This is a genomic window from Sciscionella marina DSM 45152 (genome assembly GCF_000379465.1).
Classification (GTDB): Bacteria; Actinomycetota; Actinomycetes; order Mycobacteriales; family Pseudonocardiaceae; genus Sciscionella; species Sciscionella marina.
On sequence record NZ_KB905417.1, the window covers coordinates 1 to 24,628 of the forward strand.

The window sequence follows — 24,628 nt, forward strand, 5'->3', positions numbered from 1 at the left end:
GTGGTGCCCGCGCTGCGTCGGGACCGGGACGAGCCGGAGCAGCTGGTCACCGCGATCGGGAAGCTGCACTCCAGCGGAGTCCCCGTCGACTGGGCGGCGTATTTCGGGGACAACGGTCGCTTCACCGAGCTGCCCACTTACCCGTTTCAGCACGAACACTTCTGGCTCGCCCAGGACGATGCTCCGGACGTCACCTCCGCCGGACTGGCCGCCGCGGACCATCCACTGCTCGGTGCCGCGGTGTCCGTGGCCGATCAGGACGGCGTGCTGCTGACCGGGCGGCTCTCCCTCGACCGGCATCCCTGGCTCGCCGACCATGTGGTCGGCGGACAAGTGCTCGTGCCCGGCACCGCCTTCGCCGAGCTGGCCATCCGGGCGGCCGACGAAACCGGCTGCGCGGGCGTCGAGGAGCTGGTCCTGCAGGAACCGCTGGTGCTGGAAGCTGGGACCGCGCCCGAGGTGCAGGTCGTCATCGGCCCCGCAGATGACCACGACCGTCGCCCGGTCTCCATCCATTCCCGGCTGCCCGAACTTCCCTGGACCACCCACGCGACGGGCACTCTCGGCAATCCGGCAACGATCCCATCCGGCGCGGACTGGCTACCGCGGGACGCCTCCGCGGTCGAACTCGACGGCGCCTATGAGCGCCTCGCGGCCGCCGGACTCGGCTACGGACCGGTGTTCCAGGGGCTGCGGCAGCTCTGGGCACGTGGCGCGGAGATCTTCGCCGAGGTCGCTCTTCCCGAGCCGGGCGAGGCGGACGGCTTCGGGCTGCACCCGGCCCTGCTGGACGCCGCGCTCCAGGCCACCGCCGTCACCGGAGGGGATCCGGGCGCACTGCCGTTCGCCTGGCGTGATCTGGCGCTGCACAGCCGGGGTGCCACCGAGCTGCGCGTGCACGCCCGCCCGGATGCCGGTGGCGCGTTCAGCTTCGACCTCATGGACACCGCGGGTGCGCCGGTCGCGTCGATCGGCGCCCTCGAGGTACGCGCGGCCGGGACCGCCTCGGCCCGCACCCGGGACGGGCTGTATCGCGTCGAACTGGCGCCCGTACAGCGGGGAACCGGCGAACCGTCCGCCGCCGAGGTGTTCGACGTCCCGGACGGTGACCCACTGGAGGTAGTGACCGAATCGCTGCGGGCCGTTCAGGAATTCCTCGCCGCGGAGGACGACGAGACTCTGCTCGTCCGCACCGGTTCCGCCCTCGCCCACGGCGCGGCCGAAGGACTGATCCGCGCCGCGCAGGCCGAACACCCCGGCCGGATCGTGCTGCTGCGCGGGGCGAGCGCCGATGCCGCCGCGGCCCTCGCGACCGGTGAACCCGAAATCCACGTCCAGGACGGCGAACTCTTCGCGCCACGGCTGGCGCGCGTGGCCGTACCGAAGGACCCCGTGGTGGACACGAGCGGAACCGTGCTCATCACCGGCGGGACCGGCGGACTCGGCGCCGAGCTGGCCCGGCACCTGGTCCGCACGCACGGGATACGACAGCTGCTGTTGGTCAGCCGCCGCGGACTCGACGCCCCCGGTGCCGAAGCGCTCGCCGCGGAGCTCACCGAACTCGGTGCCACAGTGCGGATCGAGGCGGCCGATGCCGCCGATCGCGCGCAGGTACGCACCCTGCTGGAAGCCGCGGAGCCGCCGGTGACCGGTGTCGTGCACGCCGCCGGTGTCCTCGACGACGGGGTGCTCGCCGAACTCACCCCCGAACGGATCGCCCCGGTGTTCCACGCCAAGGCCACCGCGGCCGGGGTTCTCGACGAGCTCACCGGCGAGCTGGACTTCTTCGTGCTGTTCTCCTCGATCGCCGGGGTGGCCGGATCGGCGGGCCAGGCCGCCTACTCGGCGGCGAACACCTACCTGGACGCACTCGCGGCCCGGCGCCGGGCCGCGGGCAAACCGGCCCAGGCACTGGCCTGGGGCCTGTGGCGGTACGGCATGGGCAGCGGGCTCACCGAAACAGACCGGGAGCGGATCGGCCGGGACGGGTTCGCTGCCCTGGAACCGGCCGAAGGACTGGCCCTGTTCGACGCCGCGCTTGCCGAGGGCAGCGAGCTGCTGGTGCCGGCCCGGCTCGACCTGGCCGGTGCCCGGAAAACCGCGCGGGACAACGAAATCTCCCCGTTGCTGCGCGGCCTGGTGCGGGTGCGCAGGCGCCGTACGGCGGCGAGCCAGGCCGAACCGGGCGGGCTCGCGAACCGCCTGGCGGCGCTGCCCGAAGCCGAACGCGAACCGCTGCTCGCCGAACTGGTCCGTGGCCGGGTCGCCGCGGTACTCGGCCGCTCCGGCGCGGAAAGCGTCGAATCCTCCCGGCCGTTCACCGAACTCGGCTTCGACTCGCTCACCTCCGTGGAGCTGCGCAACGAACTCAGCGCCGAGACCGGAATCCGGCTGCCCGCGACTCTGGTGTTCGACCACCCGACACCGGTGGATGTGGCCCGGTTCCTCGCGGCCCAGCTGTCCGGGGAGGACCAGGAGGTTACCCTGCCCCAATCGCCGGGGGCCGTGTCCGACGAGCCGATCGCGATCGTGGCGATGGCCTGCCGGTATCCCGGCGGGGTGCGCTCGCCGCAGGGCCTGTGGGATCTCGTGGACGCCGGAACCGACGCGATCTCCCCGTTCCCCGAGCGGCCCGGCTGGGATGCGGACGCGCTCTACGACCCGGAACCCGGCCGCCCAGGCAAGACCTACACCCGGCACGGCGGATTCCTGCACGATGCGGGAGAGTTCGATCCGGAGTTCTTCGGGATCTCGCCGCGCGAGGCCTTGGCGATGGACCCGCAACAGCGGCTGCTGCTGGAGATCAGCTGGGAAGCTCTCGAACGTGCCCGGCTCGATCCCGTCTCACTCAAGGGAAGCGCGACCGGTGTGTTCGCCGGGATCATGTACTACGACTATGCGGCGAAACTCGCCTCCGTGCCGGACAGTGTGGCCGGGTTCCTCGGCACCGGCACCTCGGCGAGCGTGCTCTCCGGGCGGATCGCCTATCAGCTGGGTCTGGAAGGGCCCGCGGTCTCGGTGGACACCGCGTGCTCCTCCTCGCTCGTCTCGCTGCACCTCGCGGCCCGGGCACTGCGCGCGGGAGAGTGCACCATGGCACTGGCCGGTGGCGTCACCGTGATGGCGACGCCGGAGACCTTCCTGGATTTCGCCCGGCAGCGGGGGCTTGCTCCGGACGGCCGCTGCAAGTCATTCTCCGCCGCGGCCGACGGAACCGCCTGGTCCGAGGGCGCGGGTGTGCTGGTGCTGGAAAAGCTGTCCGACGCGCGGCGCAACGGGCACCCGGTGCTGGCCGTCGTCAAGGGGTCGGCCGTGAACCAGGATGGTGCCTCGAACGGGCTGACCGCGCCGAACGGTCCTTCGCAGCAGCGGGTCATCCGCGCGGCGCTGGCGAACTCCGGACTGTCCACATCGGACGTCGATGCGGTGGAGGCGCACGGTACCGGCACCCGGCTCGGCGACCCGATCGAAGCGCAGGCACTCCTCGCCACCTACGGGAGCGAGCGGGATGATCCGCTGTTCTTCGGTTCGGTGAAGTCGAACTTCGGGCACACGCAGGCGGCTGCCGGGGTCGCGGGGATCATCAAGATGGTCGAGGCGATGCGCCGCGGGGTACTGCCACGCAGTCTGCACGCCGAGGAACAGTCCCGCGAGGTGGACTGGGAAGCCGGCGCGGTCTCGTTGCTCACCGAAGCGCGTGCCTGGCCGGAAACCGGGCGGCCGCGCCGGTGTGCGGTGTCCTCCTTCGGGATCAGCGGGACCAACGCGCACGTCGTACTGGAACAGGTGCCCGAGGAAAAACCGGCGGAGCCGCGGGCGATGGGTTTCGCGCCTTGGGTGCTCTCCGCCAGGACGGATGCGGCCGTGGCCGAGCAGGCCCGCGCGCTGCTGCCACTGGTCGACACCGCCGACGCGATGGATGTCGCGTTCTCCCTGGCCACCACCCGAACCCGGCATGAGCGCCGTGCCGTGATCACCGGGGACCTGCGCTCCGGACTCACCGAGCTGGCTGAGGGTTCTGGTGTGGTGGGTCGTGTGTCGGGTGGTTCGTTGGCGTTTTTGTTTACGGGGCAGGGTTCGCAGCGTGCCGGGATGGGATCGGGGTTGTACCAGGCATTTCCGGTGTTTGCGGCGGCGTTTGATGAGGTTGCCGGGTTGTTGCCGGTGGTGCGGGATGTTGGGCGACTTGATCGGACGGGGGTGGCGCAGCCGGCGATTTTTGCGTTTGAGGTGGCGTTGTTTCGGTTGGTGGAGTCGTGGGGTGTTCGGCCGGATTTTGTGGTTGGGCATTCGGTTGGGGAGATCGCGGCGGCGCATGTGGCTGGTGTGTTGTCGTTGGAGGATGCGGCGAGGTTGGTGGGGGCTCGTGGGCGGTTGATGCAGGCGTTGCCTGGGGGTGGGGTGATGGTTGCTTTGCAGGCGAGTGAGGCTGAGGTTGCCGGGTTTCTTTCGGATGAGGTGTCGTTGGCTGCGGTGAATGGTCCGGAGTCGGTTGTGTTGTCGGGTGTGGGTGGTGCGGTTTCCGGGGTGGTGGATCGGTTTGCTGGTCGCCGGTCGAGGCGGTTGGAGGTGTCGCATGCGTTTCATTCGGTGTTGATGGAGCCGATGCTTACCGAGTTTGCTGCGGTGGTGGGGGAGTTGGAGTTCTCGGCTCCGCGGATTCCGTTCGTGTCCACGGTGGATGCTGGTGCCGATGTGTCCGATCCGGGGTACTGGGTCACCCATGTCCGGGAGCCGGTGCGGTTCGCCGATGCTGTCGGGCGGCTACGGGATGGGGGTGTGGCGAAGTTTTTGGAGATCGGTTCGGATGCGGTGCTGTCTCCGTTGGTGGATGCCGAGGTGGTGGTGCCCGCGCTGCGTCGGGACCGGGACGAGCCGGAGCAGCTGGTCACCGCGATCGGGAAGCTGCACTCCAGCGGAGTCCCCGTCGACTGGGCCGGCCTCCTACCGGGGGCCCGGGCGATCGACCTGCCGACGTATCCGTTCCAGCGCAAGCATTTCTGGCTTGCCCCAGCGGCGACGGCCGACCTCGGCCAGGCCGGACTGGAGCTGCCCGGGCACCCGTTGCTGGCGGCCGGACTGCACCTGGCCGAGAACGACGGCACCGTGCTGACCGGGCGCCTTTCCCTGGCCACACATCCGTGGCTGGCCGGGCACACCGTGCACGACACCGTCCTGCTGCCCGGGGCCGCGCTCGCCGAACTGGCCATCCGCGCCGGTGACGAGGCGGGGCTGCCCCAGTTGACCGAACTGACACTGCACGCCCCGCTCGTCATCCCGGCCACCGGCGCGATCGAATTGCAGGTCGCGGTGGACGCCTCGGCCGCCGTGCGCATCCACTCGCGGGTTCCCGGCGAGGTGTGGGAGCTCAACGCGTCCGGAGTGCTCGGCGAGACGGTACCGCCCGGCTCCGGGTTCGGCTGGCCGGATGGCATGGAACCCGTCGATCTGAGCACGTTCTACGAGGACCTCGCCGATCGCGGTTTCGGCTACGGGGAACCGTTCCAGGGTCTGCGGGCGGCCTGGCGGCACGGCGAGGAGCTCTACGTGGAGGCGTCGCTTCCCGAACAGGCCCACGATGACGCGGCCCGCTTCGGTCTGCATCCGGCGTTGTTCGACGCGGTGCTGCACGGCATGTTCCTGGACAGCGATTCGCCCGGTGCACTGCCGTTCAGCTGGACCGACGTCAGCCTGTACGCCAGCGCCGCCACCACCGTCCGGGCCCGGCTGCGGCCCATCGGACCCGGCGAGATCGCGCTCGACGTGGCCGACCTGACCGGTGCTCCGGTGCTCTCGGCCGGTTCGCTGGTCGTTCGCGCGGTCACCGAAGCCCAGCTACGCGGCGGCGAGGACCGTTCGCTGTTCAGTGTCGCGCACGTGGCGGTCGACGCACCCACGGTCAACCAGGTGCCCTGGCAGCGGTGGGAGGACTGCGGGGAGCAGCCGCCACCGGTCGTCGTCCTGCCCCGTCCCGAAGGCGGTCTCGTGGAGGTCACCCACACCGTTCTCGATGCGCTGCAACGGTTTCTCACCGAGCCGAGGTTTTCCGGTTCCCGGCTGATCGTGCTCACCGGTTCGCGCCCCGCCGACGCGGCCGCGGCCGGCCTGGTCCGTTCGGCCCAGGCGGAGAACCCGGGACGGTTCGTGCTGCTCGACGGTGCGGAGTCCGATGTGGACCTCGCGATCGCGGTGCAGGAACCCCGCGTCCGGGTCGATGCGGGCCGGGTGGAGGTCCCCCGCCTGGTCCGCGCCGAACCGGGCCGCAAACCCGACTGGGACCCGGCTCGCACGGCACTGATCACCGGCGGCACCGGAGGGGTCGGTGCCCGGCTGGCGCAGCGGCTGGTCACCCAGCACGGCATCCGGCGGCTGGTGCTCACCAGCAGGCGCGGCCTCGAGGCACCCGGAGCCCGCGAACTGAGCGACCGGCTGACCGAACTGGGTGCCGAAGTCCGCGTCGAGGCCTGCGACCTCACCGACCGCGCGGCGGTGGCCGCGCTCCTCGAGACGATCCCCGATCTCGGCGGTGTCGTGCACGCGGCGGGGACACTCGACGACGGGATCGTCACCGCGCTCACGACAGAGCGGCTGGACGGCGTGCTCGCCCCGAAAGCCGACGGCGCCCGGTACCTGGACGAACTGACCCGGGATCGCGAACTGACCGAGTTCGTGCTGATCTCCTCGCTTTCCGGGGTGGCCGGCGGGCCGGGACAGGGCAACTACGCCGCCGCCAACGCTTACCTGGACGCCCTCGCCGAACAGCGGAACGCGGACGGGCTGCCGGCCAGGGCGGTGGCCTACGGGCTGTGGGAGGCCGAGGGAATGGGCGGTGTGCTCGATCCCGCCCTCGTCGATCGCATGCGGCGGGACGGGTTCGGCGCGCTGACCCCGGAAGAGGGGGAGGCCCTGTTCGATCTCGCCGCGGGCCCGGCCGCGGTGGCGGCCAAGCTCGATGTGGCGAGCCTCCGGGAACAGGCGCGTGCCGGGACACTGCCCGCGCTGCTCACCGGCCTGGTCCGGCTCCCGGTCCGGCGCTCGACGAGTACCGCCGCCGTAGCGCCGGACCTGACCGCGCTGGCCCCTGCGGACCGTCCCGAGGTGCTGGCCGAGTTGGTGCGCATACACACCGCGCAGGTGCTCGGCTTCGGCTCGGCGGCCGAGGTGGCCCCGGAGCGCGCCTTCACCGACCTCGGTTTCGACTCCCTGACCTCGGTGGAGCTGCGCAACCGGCTCGCGGCGGCGGCCGGAGAACCCCTGGGAGCCACGGTGGTGTTCGACCACCCGACCCCGGCCGCGCTCGCCGCCCACCTGGAAGCCGTGCTGTTCCCGGAGATCGAACTCCCCGACGAGGACCGGCTGCGCCGCGCCCTCGCGGAGGCGCCGATCGACCGGTTCCGGGAACTCGGCGTGCTCGAAGCCCTGGTCCGGCTGACCGAGGAAAACGGTGCCCAACACGCAGAACAGGACCCGGCAAGGGAGGATGCCGCGGCGATCGACGCCCTCGACGTCGGCGAGCTGATCGACCGTGCCATGTCCACCTCCGGTGACTGAGCCCCGGTAACCGATCCCCGTCCGGGATGGGCAAGCAGTTACCGCCAGGTGGACCCCGGATGGCGAAGAGGCCGCCTGCGCGCGGGCCCGCGCACCCAGGATCGAGGCCATGCCGGAGCTCCGCCCCTCGCGCCCTGCCAGGAGAATCTGATGGCGACCCCCGACGAACTGGTCACCGCGCTGCGGGAATCGGTCAAGGAGAACAACAGGCTGGCCGCACGCAACCGGGAACTCACCGAGGCAACGCGGGAGCCGATCGCCATCATCGGCATGGGCTGCCGCTATCCTGGAGGCGTCGAGTCACCGGCGGCCCTGTGGGAACTGGTCGCCGGGGGAACCGATGCGGTGTCGGCGTTCCCTGCCGACCGCGGCTGGAACCTGGCCGAACTGTTCCATCCCGATCCCGACCATCCCGGGACCTCCTACGCGCGCGAGGGCGGTTTCCTGCACGAGGCCGCCGAGTTCGACGCCGCGTTCTTCGGTATCTCGCCGCGCGAGGCACTGGCCATGGACCCGCAGCAGCGACTGCTGCTCCAGGTGAGCTGGGAAGCGATCGAACGCGCCGGGCTGGATATCACCGCGCTGGCGGGCAGCGCGACCGGCGTGTTCGCCGGGATCATGTACCACGACTACGGATCCGGGGTCGACGAGCTCGCCGAGGGCGTCGAAGGCTACCTGGGGATCGGCACCGCGGGAAGCGTGCTCTCCGGGCGCATCGCCTACAACTTCGGTTTCGAGGGCCCGGCGGTCAGCGTGGACACGGCCTGTTCGTCCTCGCTGGTGGCCGTCCACCTGGCCGCACAGGCCCTGCGCGCGGGCGAGTGCGGCCTTGCCCTGGCGGGCGGGGCGACCGTGATGGGGCTGCCGGACACGTTCATCGAGTTCTCCCGCCAGCGCGGTCTCGCCGCGGACGGCCGGTGCAAATCCTTCTCCGCCGCCGCCGACGGGACCGGATGGGGCGAGGGCGCGGGCGTGCTGCTGCTGGAGAAACTTTCCGATGCGGTGCGCAACGAACATCCGGTGCTGGCGGTCGTCGCCGGTTCCGCGGTGAACTCCGACGGTGCCTCCAACGGCCTGACCGCGCCGAACGGCCCCGCGCAGGAACGGGTTATCCGGGCGGCGCTGGCGAACGCGCGGATGACCGTCTCGGAGGTCGATGTCGTCGAGGCACACGGCACCGGAACCCGGCTCGGTGACCCGATCGAGGCCGACACCCTGCTGGCCACCTACGGCCGGGAGCGGGAAACCCCGCTGTATCTCGGCTCGGTGAAATCGAACATCGGGCATACGCAGGCGGCCGCGGGGGTCGCGGGAATCATCAAGATGGTCGAGGCGCTGCGCCGCGGACAGCTGCCGCGCACCCTGCACGCCGAAACGCCGTCTCCGCACGTGGCCTGGGATTCCGGTGCGGTCGAGCTGCTGATCCGGCACCGGGACTGGCCGGAGACCGACCGGAACCGCACGGCCGCGGTTTCCTCGTTCGGCATCAGCGGTACGAACGCGCACATCGTGCTGCGCCAGGCCCCGGAACCGGAGAACCCGGCGCGGGAACGCCGTCCACTGCACCGGATCCCGCTGGTGCTCTCCGCGCGCAGTGAGGCCGCACTGCCCGAGCTGGCGGGCCGGTTGCTGGAGAGCGAGGCCGAGATCGGGGACCTCGCCTGGTCCCTGGCGAGCACCCGAACGGCCTGGGCGCACCGGGCCGTGGTCACCGGTTCGGGAGAGGACGAGCTGCGGGCGGGGCTCGAAGCGGTGTCCCGCGAGGAAACCGCCTCGGGCGTGGTGACCGGCCATGCGGGCAGCGGGAAGCTCGCGTTCCTGTGTACCGGTCAGGGCGCGCAGCGGGTGGATATGGGAACCGGCCTGGCCGCGAGCTTCCCGGCGTTCGCGGACGCCCACGCGGAAGTGTGCGCGCTGCTGCCGGAGATCCGGGGCATCACGGACGCGGATGTGCTGGCGCGCACCGAAAACGCCCAGCCCGCACTGTTCGCCTTCGAGGTCGCGATGGCCGCGCTGCTGCGTTCCTGGGGCGTGGCACCGGATTTCCTGCTCGGCCACTCGATCGGCGAGTTCGCCGCCGCCTACCTGGCCGGGGTGTGGTCCCTTGAGGACGCGGCGAGACTGGTCACCGCTCGCGGACGGCTCATGGGTGCACTGCCCTCGGGCGGTGCGATGGTGGCCTTGCAGGCGGCGGAAAGCGAACTCGAACTTCCCGGCGGGGTGAGCGTGGCCGCGGTGAACGGGCCTTCCTCGCTCGTGCTGTCCGGCGAAACGGACGCGGTGAACTCGGTCCTCGAGGGTTTTCCGGACCGGCGCGCCACCCGGCTGACGGTCAGCCACGCCTTCCACTCCGCGCTGATGGACGAGATGCTGGACGAGTTCGCCGAGGTCGCCGAGAGCGTCACTTACACGCAGCCGCGGATCCCCCTGGTGTCCGGCCTGACCGGAGAGGTCGCCGAGGTGACCGATCCGCGGTACTGGGTGCGACAGGTACGGGAAACAGTGCGGTTCGCCGACGGTATCGGCACGCTGCACGATCGCGGCGTCCGGCGATTCGTGGAGATCGGCCCGGATGCCGCGCTGTCCGCGCTCGGTGCGGAATGTGTCGCCGAGGGCAGGTTCTTTCCGCTGCAGCGCAAGGACCAGGACGAGGCCGACGCCGCCGATCTCGCGCGGGCGCGGCTGTTCGCGGACGGTGTCCGGCTGGACTGGACACGGATCTTCGCCGGTACCGGTGCCACCCGGGCGGAACTGCCGACCCATCCGTTCCGCAAAGACCGGTTCTGGCTGGCCGCCGTCGAACGCGGCGACACGGTGAACCGGCGTTACGAGGTCGTCTGGCGACCGATCGAACCCGGCGCGGTGCCCGAGGCCAGCTGGACGGTGTACGCCCCGGAGAGTCACGAGTGGGCCGCCGCCGCGGCGACGGCTCTCGGCGCCTCGCTGGTGCACGAGATCCCGGAAAACGACCCGGTGCTCGCCTTCCCCGTGGATGGCGCAGAGCTCGCCGAACTGCTGCGGTCCACATCCGCGAAGCTCTGGTGCGCCGCGATCGGTGATCGCCCCGGGGTGGCCGCGGTCGGCCGGGTCGCGGCCATCGAGCAGCCGCGCCGCTGGGGCGGCTGCGTCCACGTGCCCGTGCGGCCCGATGAGAACGCCATCGCGCGACTGCGCGCCGTCCTCGGCGGACCCGAGGACGAGGTGGCGATCGATTCCGGCGGGGTCCACGCCCGGCGCTTCGTCTCGGCCGCAGGCACGGGCCGGGAGTGGACCACATCCGGCACGGCACTGATCACCGGTGGCACGGGCGCACTCGGTGCGGTGGTGGCCGAGCGGCTGGTCCGGGCAGGTGCGCAGCATCTCGTGCTGTTGTCCCGGCGTGGCGCGGACGCTCCCGGGGCCGCGGGACTGCGCGAACGACTCGGCGAGCTGGGTGCCCGGGTGACGATCCACGCCTGTGATGCCGCCGACCGGGGCGCACTGTCCACAGTGATCGATGAGCTCGAGGAACTGCGTGTGGTGGTGCACGCCGCGGGAGTACTGGACGATGCGCTGCTCGACGACGCGACGGCCGAGCAGTTCGCTTCCGTGGCCCGGCCGAAGGTGGCCGGGGCGCGGAACCTGTACGAGCTGACCCACGATCTGGACGCCCTGGTGCTGTTCTCCTCGGTGGCGGGCGTGCTCGGCAATGGCGGCCAGGCGGCCTATGCCGCAGCGAACGCCGAACTCGACGCGCTCGCTCGCCGCTGGCGCGCCGATGGGGTTCCCGCCGTGTCCATCGCCTGGGGCCCATGGGCCGATGGCGGAATGGCCGGGGCGATCGACGAGGAGGTGCGCCGCAAGGGACTACGGGCCATGGCGCCCGAGGCGGCCGCCGAGGAGTTCGTCCGGGCACTCGCCGCGGGACAGCCGGAAGTCACCGTGGCCGACTTCGACTGGCCGGAATTCTTCGACGGTTTCCGGAACGCCCCGATGCTGGCCGAACTGCCGCGCCCGGAGTCCGGAAAGGGCGCGCCGGAACCGGAAACGAACCTGCGGGAGCGCCTGGCCGGGCTGATCGAACCGGAACAGCGCAGGATGCTGCTCGGGCTCGTGCGGGACACCGTGGCCCGCGTGCTCGGCCATCCGGACAGCAGCGGAATCGGGCCGGACCGGCCGTTCACCGAGCTGGGCTTCGATTCGCTCACCGCGGTGGAACTGCGCAACCGCCTCGATGCCGCCACTGGCGTGGCCGTGCCCGCCACGGTCGTCTTCGACCATCCCACCCCGGCCGCGCTGGCCGGCTATCTCTGGCAGGAGCTCGCGCCGGAGGGCGGGGCACCGGTGCGCGATCTCGACGGCCTGCTGGACAACCTGGAAACGGTGCTGGACCGGACCGATCCGGACGAGCAGGCGCGGGCGCGCGCGAGCGAGCGGCTGCGCGAGCTCGCGGCGCGGCTGACCGGCCCGGAGTTCGCGCCGTCTTCCGACGATGAGCTCTTCGCCTTCATTGACAAGCAACTCGGCGCCTGACCGGGCGCCCGCGACCGATGAGTGGGGACACCGTGGGTGAGAACGACAAGCTTCGCGACTACCTGACCCGGGTAACCGGTGAACTGCAGCGCACACGCGGGCGGCTGGCCGCGATCGAGGAGCGCGCCACCGAACCGATCGCCATCGTCGGGATGGGGTGCCGGTTCCCCGGCGGGGTCGAGTCCCCGGAGCAGTTCTGGCGGCTGCTCAGCGCCGGGGAACACGGGATCACCGGATTCCCGTCCGACCGCGGCTGGGATCTCGGCGGTCTCGTCGACCCGGATCCGGACCATCTCGGCACCAGTTACGTCGACCGGGGTGGTTTCCTCGACGGCGCGGCGGACTTCGATGCCGCCTTCTTCGGCATCTCGCCGCGCGAGGCCGTGTCGATGGATCCGCAGCAGCGGCTGCTGCTGGAGACCTCCTGGGAGGCCCTGGAACGCGGCGGAATCGACCCGAGCTCGCTGACCGGCAGCGGTACCGGGGTGTTCGTCGGCACCAACGGCCAGGACTACGGCCGCGATCTGGCCAAGGGCATCGAAGGTATCGAGGGTTATCTCGGCACCGGGGTCTCGGGCAGTGTCCTTTCCGGACGGATCTCCTATCTCCTCGGTCTCGAAGGCCCATCGGTCACGGTGGACACGGCGTGCTCGGCCTCGCTGGTCACCCTGCACCTCGCGGTTCGCGCGCTGCGCGCGGGGGAATGCGATCTGGCCTTGTCCGGCGGTGCCACCGTGATGGCCGGGCCGGACGCCTTCATCGAGTTCTCCCGGCAGCGTGGTCTCGCCCGAGACGGTCTGGTCAAGGCGTTCGCCGCCGGGGCCGACGGCACCGCCTGGGGTGAGGGTGCGGGCATGCTCGTGCTGGAGCGGCTTTCCGATGCCCGCCGCAGCGGTCACCCGGTACTGGCGGTGGTGCGGGGGTCCGCGGTCAACCAAGATGGTGCCTCGAACGGGCTCACCGCGCCGAACGGGCCGTCCCAGCAGCGGGTGATCCGCCAAGCGCTCGCCGATGCGCGGCTCTCCGCCAAGGATGTCGACGCCGTCGAGGCGCACGGCACCGGCACCACACTCGGCGACCCCATCGAGGTGCAGGCACTGCAGGCCACCTACGGTCGCGAGCGCGGCGATCGCGGCCCACTGCTGCTCGGCTCCGTGAAGTCCAATATCGGCCACACCCAGGCCGCCGCCGGTGTGGCAGGCGTGATCAAGACGGTCCTCGCCCTGCAGCACGGGCGGCTTCCCGCCAGCCTGCACATCGACGCGCCGAGCGCCCAGGTCGACTGGGGCACCGGCACGATCGAACTGCTCACCTCCGCCCGCCCGTGGTCGGCGGGCGACATCCGCCGGGCAGGCGTGTCCTCGTTCGGGATCAGCGGCACGAACTCGCACGTGCTGCTGGAACAGCCGCCCGCGGTCGAGGAACCGGGCGCGGCCGCTGCGGAACCGTCACCGGTCGTGCCGTGGGTGCTGTCCGGGCACACCGATGCCGCCCTGCGCGAGCAGGCGCGCGCCCTGCTGGATGCCGAGGGCGCGCCCGTCGACATCGGCTGGTCACTGGCCGCGACCCGGGCCACGCTCGGGCATCGCGCAGTCGTGTTCGGCACCGGTGAGCAGGAACTGCGCTCCGGGCTCGCGGCTCTCGCCGAGGGTTCGCCCGCTCCCGGTCTCGTGCTCGGCGAGGCCAACGGCGCGGCGCAGCTCGCGGTCGCGTTCACCGGGCAGGGGTCCCAGCGGATCGGCATGGGGCGGGAGCTCTACGCGGCCTATCCGGTGTTCGCCGCGGCCTTCGACGAGGTCTGCGAACTGCTGCCGGGGGTTCCCGAGCTCGTCTTCGGCGAGGGTGCGGCGGAGGAGGAACTGGCGGACACCGGGAACGCGCAGCCGGCGCTGTTCGCGCTCGAGGTCGCGCTCTACCGGCTGATCGAATCCTGGGGTGTCGTCCCGGACTTCCTCATCGGCCACTCCATCGGTGAACTGGCCGCCGCGCACGTGGCCGGGGTGTGGTCACTGGAGGACGCGGCCGAACTCGTGGCCGCGCGTGGCCGGTTGATGAGCGCATTGCCCGGCGGCGGCGCGATGTGCGCGCTGGACGCCGAAGAGGACGAGGTGCGGGCCGCGTTGCCGCCGGGAGCCGATATCGCCGCCGTCAACGGCCCGCGTGCGGTCGTGGTCTCGGGCACCGCGGACGCCGTCGGGCGGGTGCAGGCCGGATTCACCGAGCGCGGGCGGCGGACGAAGCGGCTGTCCGTCTCGCATGCTTTCCACTCCGCCCTGATGGACGACATGCTCGCCGAGTTCGGCGCGGTCGCCGCGGGCATCACCTACCGGACGCCGAGGATCGCCCTGGTCTCCAATGTCACCGGGCGGATCGCGGACACGGACGAGATCACCGATCCCGGCTATTGGGTCCGGCACGTGCGGGAAGCCGTGCGGTTCGCCGACGGGGTGCGCGCGCTGGCCGGGGCCGGTGTCACCCGGTTCCTCGAGCTCGGCCCGGACGGAGTGCTCTCGGCCGCGGGCCAGGAATGCGCGGACGGCCTGTTCGTTCCCGCCCTGCGCCGGGACCGGCCGGAACCCGAGACTCTTGTCGCGGCGCTGGCCGCGGTGCACACGCACGGTGGCACGGTCCGCTGGGCCGAGATGCTGTCCGGGGCGCGGCCCGTGCAGCTGCCCACCTATCCGTTCCAGCGCGCGCGTTACTGGTTGCCCGCCACCGCGGGAACCGGGGACGCGGCCGGTCTCGGCCTCGGCTCGGCCGAACATCCGTTGCTGGGCGCGGTCGTCTCGGTCGCCGACGCCGACGGGCTGCTGCTCACCGGCAGCCTGTCCCTGCGAACCCACCCCTGGCTGGCCGAACATGTCGTGCACGGTCAGGTCGTGGTGCCCGGCACCGCTCTCGTCGAGCTGGCCGTGCGGGCGGCCGACGAGACCGGGCTCGCCGCCCTGGACGAGCTGACCCTGCAAACCCCGTTGGTGGTGCCGGAAACCGGCGCGGTGCAGGTACAGCTGTGGGCGGGCGAACCGGACGAGTCCGGAAGCAGGCGGTTGACCGTCCACTCCCGACCGCACGGCGCGGGGGACTGGACGCTGCACGCCATCGGATCGCTGTCCGCGTCCTCGGTGTCTCCGGACTGGGAACTGACCGAGTGGCCGCCCTCCGGTGCCGAATCCGTGCCGCTCGATGGCCGGTACGCGGAGCTGGCCGCGGCGGGCCTGGACTACGGCGAGACATTCCAGGGCCTGCGGGCGCTCTGGCGCCACGAAGGAGACAGCTACGCCGAGGTGACCCTGCCGGAGGGCGTCCGCGAGCAGGCATCCCGGTTCGGCCTGCACCCCGCGCTGCTCGACGCCGCGCTGCACGCCTTGGCCTCCGGGGACGGTCCGGCGCGGCTGCCGTTCGCGTGGAACGACGTCGAATTGCACGCCTCCGGTGCCGCCGAGCTGCGTGTCCGGCTGACCCCGTCCGGTACCGACGCGGTCACCTTGCGGGTCGCCGATGGCACCGGTGCGCCGGTGGCCAGCGTGGGATCCCTTGTGGTGCGCCCGGTCTCGGCCGGTCAGCTCCGGCCGTCCGCGACCAGGGACGGGCTGCACGAGGTGGCGTGGCGGCCGGTCACTCCGGGGGAGCGGGTTCCGGGGTGGGCGAACTGGCCCGAGTCCGCCGAGGTCGTCGTGCACCGCGCCGCCGGTACGGATGTGCGCGCGCTGACCGGGGAAACCCTGGACGTGCTGCAGACGTTCCTCGCCGAACCGCGGTTCACCGGCTCCACGCTGCTCGTCCACACCACCGGCGCGGCGCTGGATCCGGTGGCGGCAGCGGTGTGGGGACTGGTGCGCAGCGCGCAGTCCGAGCACCCCGGCCGGTTCCGGCTCGCCGACACCGATGAGCTCACCGACGCGGTCCTGGCCGCCGAGGAGCCGCAGCTGGCCGTGCGCGAGGGCGAGCTGTGCGCGCCGCGACTGGTCACCCCGGAATCGGCCGGGCGGCTGCAGCCCCCGCCCGGTGCCTGGCGCCTTGGCATGGCGGGCAAGGGAACGCTGGATCAGCTCATCCTGGAACCGGTCGAGGAGGAACCGCTCGGCCCACTGGGCGTGCGGGTGGCCGTTCGCGCGTCCGGGCTGAACTTCCGGGACGTGCTCAACGTGCTCGGCATGTATCCGGGCGAAGCGGGGTTGCTCGGCAGCGAGTTCGCCGGAACCGTACTCGCGGTCGGCGCGGAGGTCACCGATCTGCGTCCCGGGGACGAGGTCATGGGCCTGGTTTCCGGTGGGGCGGGACCGGTTGCGGTCGCCGAACGGCCGATGGTCACCCGCAAACCGGGGGAGTGGAGTTACGAGCAGGCCGCGACCACCCCGCTGGTGTTCCTCACGGCCTACTACGCGCTTGTCGACCTCGCCGGTCTGCGTCCGGGGGAGTCGATCCTGATCCATGCCGCCGCGGGAGGAGTCGGCATGGCCGCCACCCAGCTGGCCACACATCTCGGCGCGGAGATCTACGGCACGGCCAGTGAGGGAAAGCAGCACGTGCTGCGTGCGGCCGGGCTGGACGAGGAGCACATCGCCTCGAGCCGCACGCTGGCGTTCGGGGACCGGTTCACCGGAATCGACGTCGTGCTGAACGCGCTGGCCGGGGGGTACGTCGACGCGTCACTGCGCACGATGTCCGCGGGCGGGCGGTTCCTGGAGATGGGCAAGACCGACATCCGCGAGCCCGAGGGCATCACCTATCGTGCCTTCGACCTGATCGACGCCGGTCCGGAGCGGATCGCACAGATGTGGGCCGCCCTGACCGAGCTGTTCGAATCCGGTGCGCTGTCCCCGCTGCCGGTGCGGTCCTGGGATGTGCGGGAGGCGCCCGAGGCGTTCCGGTTCCTGAGCCAGGCCAAGCACATCGGCAAGATCGCCCTCACGATGCCGCGGGCACTCGATCCCGCGCGCACCGTGTTGATCACCGGAGGCACCGGGGGACTGGGCGCGCTGCTGGCACGACATCTGGTGCAGTCGCACGGGGTCCGGAAGCTGCTGCTCACCAGCCGCCGTGGCCCGGATGCGCCCGGGGTTCCCGAGCTGCGCGCCGAACTCACCGAACTGGGCGCCGAGGTCGAGGTGGCCGCCTGCGATGTGGCCGACCGCGGATCCGTGGCCGCGCTGCTCGACGGGGTCGAGCTGACCGGTGTCATCCATGCCGCCGGGGTGCTCGACGACGGCCTGATCGACGCGCTCACCCCGGAACGGCTGGACTACGTGCTCGGTCCGAAGGCGGACGCCGCACGACATCTGGACGAGCTGACCGGCGACGTCGATCTGTTCCTCACCTTCTCCTCGTCCGCCGGGGTGCTCGGTGCCCCCGGACAGGGCAACTACGCGGCGGCCAACGCCTATCTCGACGCACTCGCCGCGCATCGCAGGGCCCGCGGTCTGTCCGGTCAGTCCCTGGCCTGGGGCCCGTGGGCAGCGGGTATGGGTGAGGCGATGGGCGAGACACACTTGGCCCAGCTGCGTTCCGCGGGCACCCCGGCGCTGGCCGTCGAGGAGGGGCTCGCCCTGTTCGACGCGGCATTGGCCGCCGGTCCGGCACTGGCCGTGCCGATGAAGTTCGACCAACCGGTGCTGGCGGCGAGCGCGGCGAGCGAGCCGCTGCCCCCGCTGCTCGGCGCGCTGGTGAAACCGGGCCGCCGCACCGCGCAGCGCGGCGGCGGACAGGATTCCTCGTTCACTCGAAGGCTCGCCTCGCTCACCGAGGCCGAACAGGACCGCGAGCTGCTGGACCTGGTCCGCAGTCAGGTCGCGCTGGTGCTGGGGCATGTCACGGCGGCCACGGTCGAGCCCGGCCGCGGCTTCATGGATCTCGGATTCGATTCCCTGACCGCGGTCGAGTTGCGCAACCGGCTCGGTTCCGCCACCGGACTGCGGCTGCCGTCCACGGTGATCTTCGACTATCCGACACCGGTCGCGCTCGCCGGTTATCTGCGTGCGGAACTGGTGGGCGAGCTCGCGTCCGGCCCCGGCACCAGCGCCCGCATCGCCGATGACGAGGAGCCGATCGCGATCGTCGCGACCAGCTGCCGTTTCCCCGGAGGCGCGGACACTCCCGAGCAGCTGTGGCGGCTGGTGGCCGAGGGGCGTGAGAGCCGCAGCGAATTCCCCGCCGACCGCGGCTGGGACCTGGCCACCTTGCTCGATCAGACCCCGGGCAAGCAAGGGGTCTCGCATCCGCACACCGGCGGTTTTCTGCCCTCGGCGGGCGAGTTCGACGCGGAATTCTTCGGTATCTCGCCACGCGAGGCGCTGGCCATGGACCCGCAGCAACGGCTGCTGCTGGAGATCGCGTGGGAGGCCTTCGAGCGGGCGGGTATCCGGCCGGAAACCTTGCGTGGCAGCGATACCGGCGTGTTCACCGGTGCCATCTACCACGAATACGCCTCCCGGCTGACCACGATTCCCGAGGAGGTCGAGGGGCTGCTCGGCACCGGAACCTCCGGATCGATGATGTCCGGCAGGGTGGCCTACACCTTCGGTTTCGAGGGCTCGGCGGTATCGGTGGACACCGCGTGCTCCTCCTCGCTGGTCGCCATGCACCTGGCGAGCCAGGCACTGCGGTCCGGGGAATGCTCGCTGGCCCTTGCCGGCGGGGTCACGATCATGGCCAACCCGGATCCGTTCGTGGACTTCAGCAAACAGCGCGCGATGGCGATCGACGGGCGCTGCAAGGCATTCGCGGACGGCGCCGACGGCGTGGCCTGGGGCGAGGGCGCGGGCTTCGTGCTGCTGGAGAAGCTTTCCGACGCCCGGCGCAACGGGCACCCGGTACTGGCGCTGCTCAAGGGTTCCGCGGTGAACTCGGACGGCGCCTCCAGCGGTCTCACCGCGCCCAACGGTCCCGCACAGCAGCGGGTGATCCGCCAGGCACTGGCCAATGCCGGACTCTCCGGCACGGACGTGGATGTCGTGGAGGCACACGGCACCGGAACCCGGCTCGGTGACCCGATCGAGGCGCAGGCCCTGCTGGCGACCTATGGCCGGGACCGTGCGGAACCGCTGTTGCTGGGTTCGGTGAAGTCGAACCTCGGCCACACCCAGGCCGCGGCGGGCGTCGCCGGGGTGATCAAGATGATCGAGGCGATGCGCAACGGGGTCGTGCCCGCGACCCTGCACGTCGACGCTCCCTCCGCACAGGTCGACTGGGAGGCCGGGGCCATCCGGGTGACCACCGAGGCCCAGCCGTGGCCGGAAAGCGAGCACCCGCGCCGGGCCGGTGTGTCCTCCTTCGGGTTCAGTGGAACCAACGCCCATGTGGTGCTGGAGCAAGTTCCCGAACCGGAACAGGAGCGGGAGACCGCACCGCCCGCGCTGCTGCCGTGGGTGCTGTCCGGGCGGTCCGAACAGGCCTTGCGGGCCCAGGCCGCGCAACTCGCCGAGCTCACCGCCGAACCTCTCGACGTGGCCTGGTCACTGGCGACGGCACGCACCGCACACGAACGGCGCGCGGTGATCCTGGGCGCGGACGCCGCCGCGGTGCGGGCCGAACTCGCCGCATTCGCCGAAACCGGCCGCGGTCCCCACATCGTCACCGGCCGGGCGGTCACCGGCCGCCTCGCGGCGCTGTTCACGGGTCAGGGTTCGCAGCGTGCCGGGATGGGATCGGGGCTGTACCAGGCATTTCCGGTGTTCGCTGCGGCTTTTGATGAGGTTGCCGGGTTGTTGCCGGTGGTGCGGGATCTCGGTGATGCGGAGATTTTGAATCGGACCGGGGTGGCGCAGCCCGCGATTTTCGCGCTTGAGGTGGCGTTGTATCGGCTGGTGGAGTCGTGGGGTATTCGGCCGGAGTTTGTGGCCGGGCATTCGATCGGGGAGATCGCGGCAGCCCACGTTGCGGGTGTTTTGTCTCTGGCGGATGCGGCGAAGCTGGTGGAGGCGCGTGGCCGGTTGATGCAGGCGTTGCCTGAGGGTGGGGTGATGGTCGCTTTGCAGGCCGGTGAGGCTGAGGTGGCCGAGTTTCTGTCCGAGGAGGTTTCGCTGGCTGCGGTGAACGGGCCCGATTCGATCGTGCTGTCCGGTGTGGACAGTGCGGTTTTCGCGGTGGTGCAACGGTTCGCGGATCGCCGAGTGAAACGGCTCGAGGTGTCGCATGCGTTCCATTCGGCGTTGATGGAGCCGATGCTCGCCGAATTCGGCGAGGTCGTGCGTGGTTTGAGTTTTGCGGAGCCGCGGATTCCGTTCGTGTCCACGGTGGATGCTGGTGCCGATGTGTCCGATCCGGGGTACTGGGTCACCCATGTCCGTGAACCCGTGCGATTCGCCGACGCGGTGGGACGCCTGTCCGCCGATGGTGCCACGACGTTCCTCGAACTCGGCCCGGACGCGGTGCTCTCCGCGATGGGTGCCGAGACCGCGCCGGAGGCGGTGTTCGTCCCGGCCCTGCGCAAGGACCAGGACGAGCAGCGCGCCGTGGTGTCGGCGCTCGGTGCCGTGCACGCCGCGGGCGCACCGGTCGACTGGACCCGGTACTTCGCGGGCAGCGGGGCACAGCGGACCGCCCTGCCCACGTATCCCTTCCAGCGCAACCGGTACTGGCTGCTGCCGACTCCGGGCAGTGGGGACGCCACCGCGCTCGGTCTCGGTGCACTCGATCATCCGCTGCTGGGCGCCGCGGTCGCGCTGCCCGAGGACGGCGGGCTGGTGCTCTCCGGGCGACTCTCCCTCGAAGAACAGCCCTGGCTGGCCGGACATCGGGTACGCGATGCGGTCGTGCTGCCCGGGACCGCGTTCGCCGAACTCGCCGTCCGGGCCGGGGACGAAACCGGCTGCGGCGAGGTGGAGGAACTGATCCTGCATGCCCCGCTGGTCCTCGGCGCGGCACCCGTCCAACTGCGGGTCTCGCTTTCCGCCCCCGGCAACGATGGCCGCCGTGCCCTCGCCGTGCACTCCCGCACACAGGACGCCGAAGCCGAGTGGGAACCGCACGCGAGCGGTTCGCTGGTTCCGGCGGAGGGGGAACCGGCCGCCGAAACCGAGTGGCCGCCCACCGGTGCCGAATCGGTGAAGCTGGACGGAATCTATGCCACCCTGACCGAGGCCGGGCTCGACTACGGTGACCCGTTCCGCGGTCTGCGCGCGGCCTGGCGCCGTGGCGCGGAGATCTTCGCGGAGGTCGCACTCCCGGAACACACCGAGGTCACCGGATTCGGGCTGCACCCGGCGCTGCTCGACGCGGTCCTGCACGCCGTCGGCCTCACCGGTGGCACCGCACGGCTGCCGTTCTCCTGGAGCGGACTGCGGTTGCACGCCACCGGCGCGAGCGCCCTGCGGGCGCGGCTCACCCCGGCAGGGCCGGACAGCTTCTCCCTGGCGGTCAGCGACGGAACGGGAAGGCCGGTGCTGTCCGCGTCGGCGCTGAGCCTGCGCCCGATCGCGGACGCACCGTTGCCCGGTGGAACCGGGGACGCGGTGTTCACCCGTTCCTGGATCCCGGTGGCCTTGCCCGCGGACGCCCCGGAAATCGAGGTCTACGCGGCCGATTCGGTCGAGGACACGCTCGCCGAATTGCAGCGCAGGCTCGCCGGGGACGACCGGATCGTCGTGCAGCTGCCCGGGGATTCCCCGGTGCACGCCGCCGTTGCGGGCCTGGTGCGCAGTGCCCAGGCCGAGTACCCGGACCGCCTGGTTCTGGTGCACGGCGAGGGTGATCGCGCCGCGGCCGCCGCCACCGGCGAACCCGAGATCGCCTTCACCGAGGACGGCCCTCGGGTGCCCCGGCTGGCCCGATCCCGCGCCACGGCCGGGCCGGACTGGACCCTGGAGGGCACGGTGCTCATCACCGGCGGCACCGGCGGGCTCGGCGCGCAGGTGGCCCGCAGGCTCGTGGACCGGCACGGCGTCCGCCATCTGCTGCTGGTGGGGCGCCGCGGTGGCGAGGCGCCCGGTGCCGAGGAGCTGCGCCGTGAGCTGACCGAACGGGGCGCCGAGGTGACTTTCGCCGCGTGCGACGTCGCCGACCGCGCGCAGCTGGAGTCCGCCCTCGCCCTGGTCCCGGTCGAGCACCCGCTTTCCGGTGTGGTGCACGCGGCCGGGGTGCTCGACGACGGTGTGTTCGCCGCGATGACCCCGGAACGGGTCGCCACCACCGCGGCACCGAAGGCGCGCGCCGCGCAGCACCTGCACGAGCTCACCCACGACCTGGCCCTGTTCGTGATGTTCTCCTCCATCGCGGGTGCCCTGGGCGCGCCCGGACAGGCGAACTATGCGGCCGCCAACGGGTTCCTCGACGGTCTCGCCGCGCAGCGCCGTGCCGCGGGACTCGCGGCGACCTCGATCGCCTACGGCCTCTGGGAAACCGGTATGGCCGAAGGCGAGGCCGGGACGGCCGGTATCTCGGCGCTGAGCGTCGAGGCCGGACTGGAGCTGTTCGACCGTCTCGCGTTCGGTGAGGATCCGTGCCCGGTCGCCACCCGCCTTGACCTGCCCGCGCTGCGGAACGCGGGCGAGGTTCCGCACGTGTTGCGTGGCCTGGTCCGCGCCCCGCGCCGACGCACCGTGGACGAGGCCGGGGCCGATGATCTGCGCAAGCGGCTGAGCGGATTGCCGTCCGCCGAGCAGATCCGGTTGTTGAGCGAACTGATCCGCACCGAGGCCGCGCTCGTGCTGAACCACCCCAGCGCCGAAGCGGTCGAGCTCGAGCGCGCGTTCGGTGATCTCGGGTTCGACTCGCTGACCGCTGTGGAGTTCCGCAACCGGCTGAGCACTGCCACCGGCCTGCGCCTGTCCGCGACGCTGACCTTCGACCATCCGACCCCGCGGGCGCTGGCGGCGTTCCTGCTCGCCGAACTGCTGGACGCGGACGAGCCGCCCGCCACCCCCTCGGTGAGTACCGCGCGGGTGGCCGATGATCCGATCGTCATCGTCGGTATGGCCTGCCGGTACCCGGGCGGGGTCGCGTCCCCCGAACAGTTGTGGGATCTGGTGTCCGGCGGCCGGGACGGCGTCACCCGGTTCCCCGAGGACCGCGGCTGGGACGTGGACGGGATCTACGACCCGGACCCGGACCGGTCCGGCAAGACCTACACCCGCGAAGGCGGCTTCCTGCACGGCGCCGGTGACTTCGACCCCGAGTTCTTCGGTATCTCCCCGCGCGAGGCGCTGGCCATGGATCCGCAGCAGCGGCTGCTGCTGGAGGTCTGCTGGGAGGCCCTGGAACGGTCCGGCACCGACCCGGTCTCGCTCAAGGGCAGCGCCACCGGTGTGTTCGCCGGGGTGATGTACCACGATTACGGCACCCGGCTCGGCGATGTGCCCGATGACGTGGAGGGCTTCCTCGGCACCGGGACCTCGGGCAGCGTCCTTTCCGGGCGGGTGGCCTACATCCTGGGGCTCGAGGGCCCCGCGGTGTCGGTGGACACGGCGTGTTCCTCCTCGCTGGTCGCCTTGCACTGGGCCATGCAGGCACTGCGTTCGGGGGAGTGCTCGCTCGCGCTCGCCGGTGGTGTCACGGTGATGGCGACGCCGGAGACCTTCATCGGGTTCTCCCGGCAGCGCGGTCTGGCCGCCGACGGACGGTGCAAGTCCTTCTCCGCCGAGGCCGACGGCACCGGCTGGGCCGAGGGCGCGGGCATACTCGCCCTGGAGCGGCTCTCCGACGCCCGGCGCAACGGGCACCGGGTGCTCGCCGTGGTCAAGGGCTCCGCGGTGAACTCCGACGGCGCCTCCAACGGCCTGACCGCGCCGAACGGCCCGTCCCAGCAGCGGGTGATCCGGGCGGCGCTGAACTCGGCGGGCGTGGACTCCTCGACCGTGGACGCCGTCGAGGCACACGGCACCGGCACCACGCTCGGCGACCCGATCGAGGCGCAGGCGCTGCTGGCGACCTACGGCCGGGCCCGCGATGCCGAACCGCTCTACCTCGGTTCGGTGAAGTCCAACTTCGGGCACACGCAGGCGGCAGCGGGCGTCGCCGGGATCATCAAGATGGTGCAGGCCATGCGGCACGGAGTGCTCCCGCCGACGCTGCACGCGAGTGCACCGACCCCGCACGTGGACTGGGAGGCCGGGGACGTCGCGCTGCTGACCGAAGGGCGCGACTGGCCGGAGACCGGGCGGGCCCGCCGCTCGGCCGTCTCCTCCTTCGGGATCAGCGGCACCAACGCGCACGTGATCCTCGAACAGGCGCCCGTGGAACCCGTGGCACCGCGCGAGCTCGCCGATCCGGTCCTGGTGCCCTGGTTGGTTTCCGGCCGCAGCGCCGAGGGCATGCGGGAACAGGCGGCCCGGCTCTCCACTGTGGAGGGTGAGCCCGTGGACATCGCCTGGTCACTCGCCACGACCCGGACCGCGCACGAGCGACGGGCCGTCGTGCTCGGCAGCTCGGATACCGAGCTGCGCGCCGGGCTCGACGCGCTGGCCTCCGATGTGGACAGTGCGTCGATCGTCTCCGGACGGGCACTCGGTGGCGGCACCGCGTTTTTGTTTACGGGTCAGGGTTCGCAGCGTGCCGGGATGGGATCGGGGTTGTACCAGGCATTTCCGGTGTTTGCGGCGGCGTTTGATGAGGTTGCCGGGTTGTTGCCGGT

3 protein-coding genes are annotated in these 24,628 nt (G+C 71.6%); all 3 read left to right on the top strand.

Features of this window, described 5'->3' with window-relative positions; genetic code table 11:
* Positions 1-7,551: type I polyketide synthase (locus A37U_RS0132335; RefSeq protein ID WP_020500825.1), on the top strand; the 7,551-nt coding region annotated here is incomplete at its 5' end.
* A gap of 150 nt (positions 7,552-7,701) precedes the next feature.
* Positions 7,702-12,063: a type I polyketide synthase gene (locus A37U_RS0132340; protein ID WP_020500826.1), complete on the top strand. Its 4,362-nt coding sequence runs from the start codon at positions 7,702-7,704 to the stop codon at positions 12,061-12,063.
* Positions 12,064-12,095: 32 nt separating this feature from the next.
* Positions 12,096-24,628: type I polyketide synthase (locus A37U_RS0132345; protein WP_020500827.1), on the top strand; the 12,533-nt coding region annotated here is incomplete at its 3' end.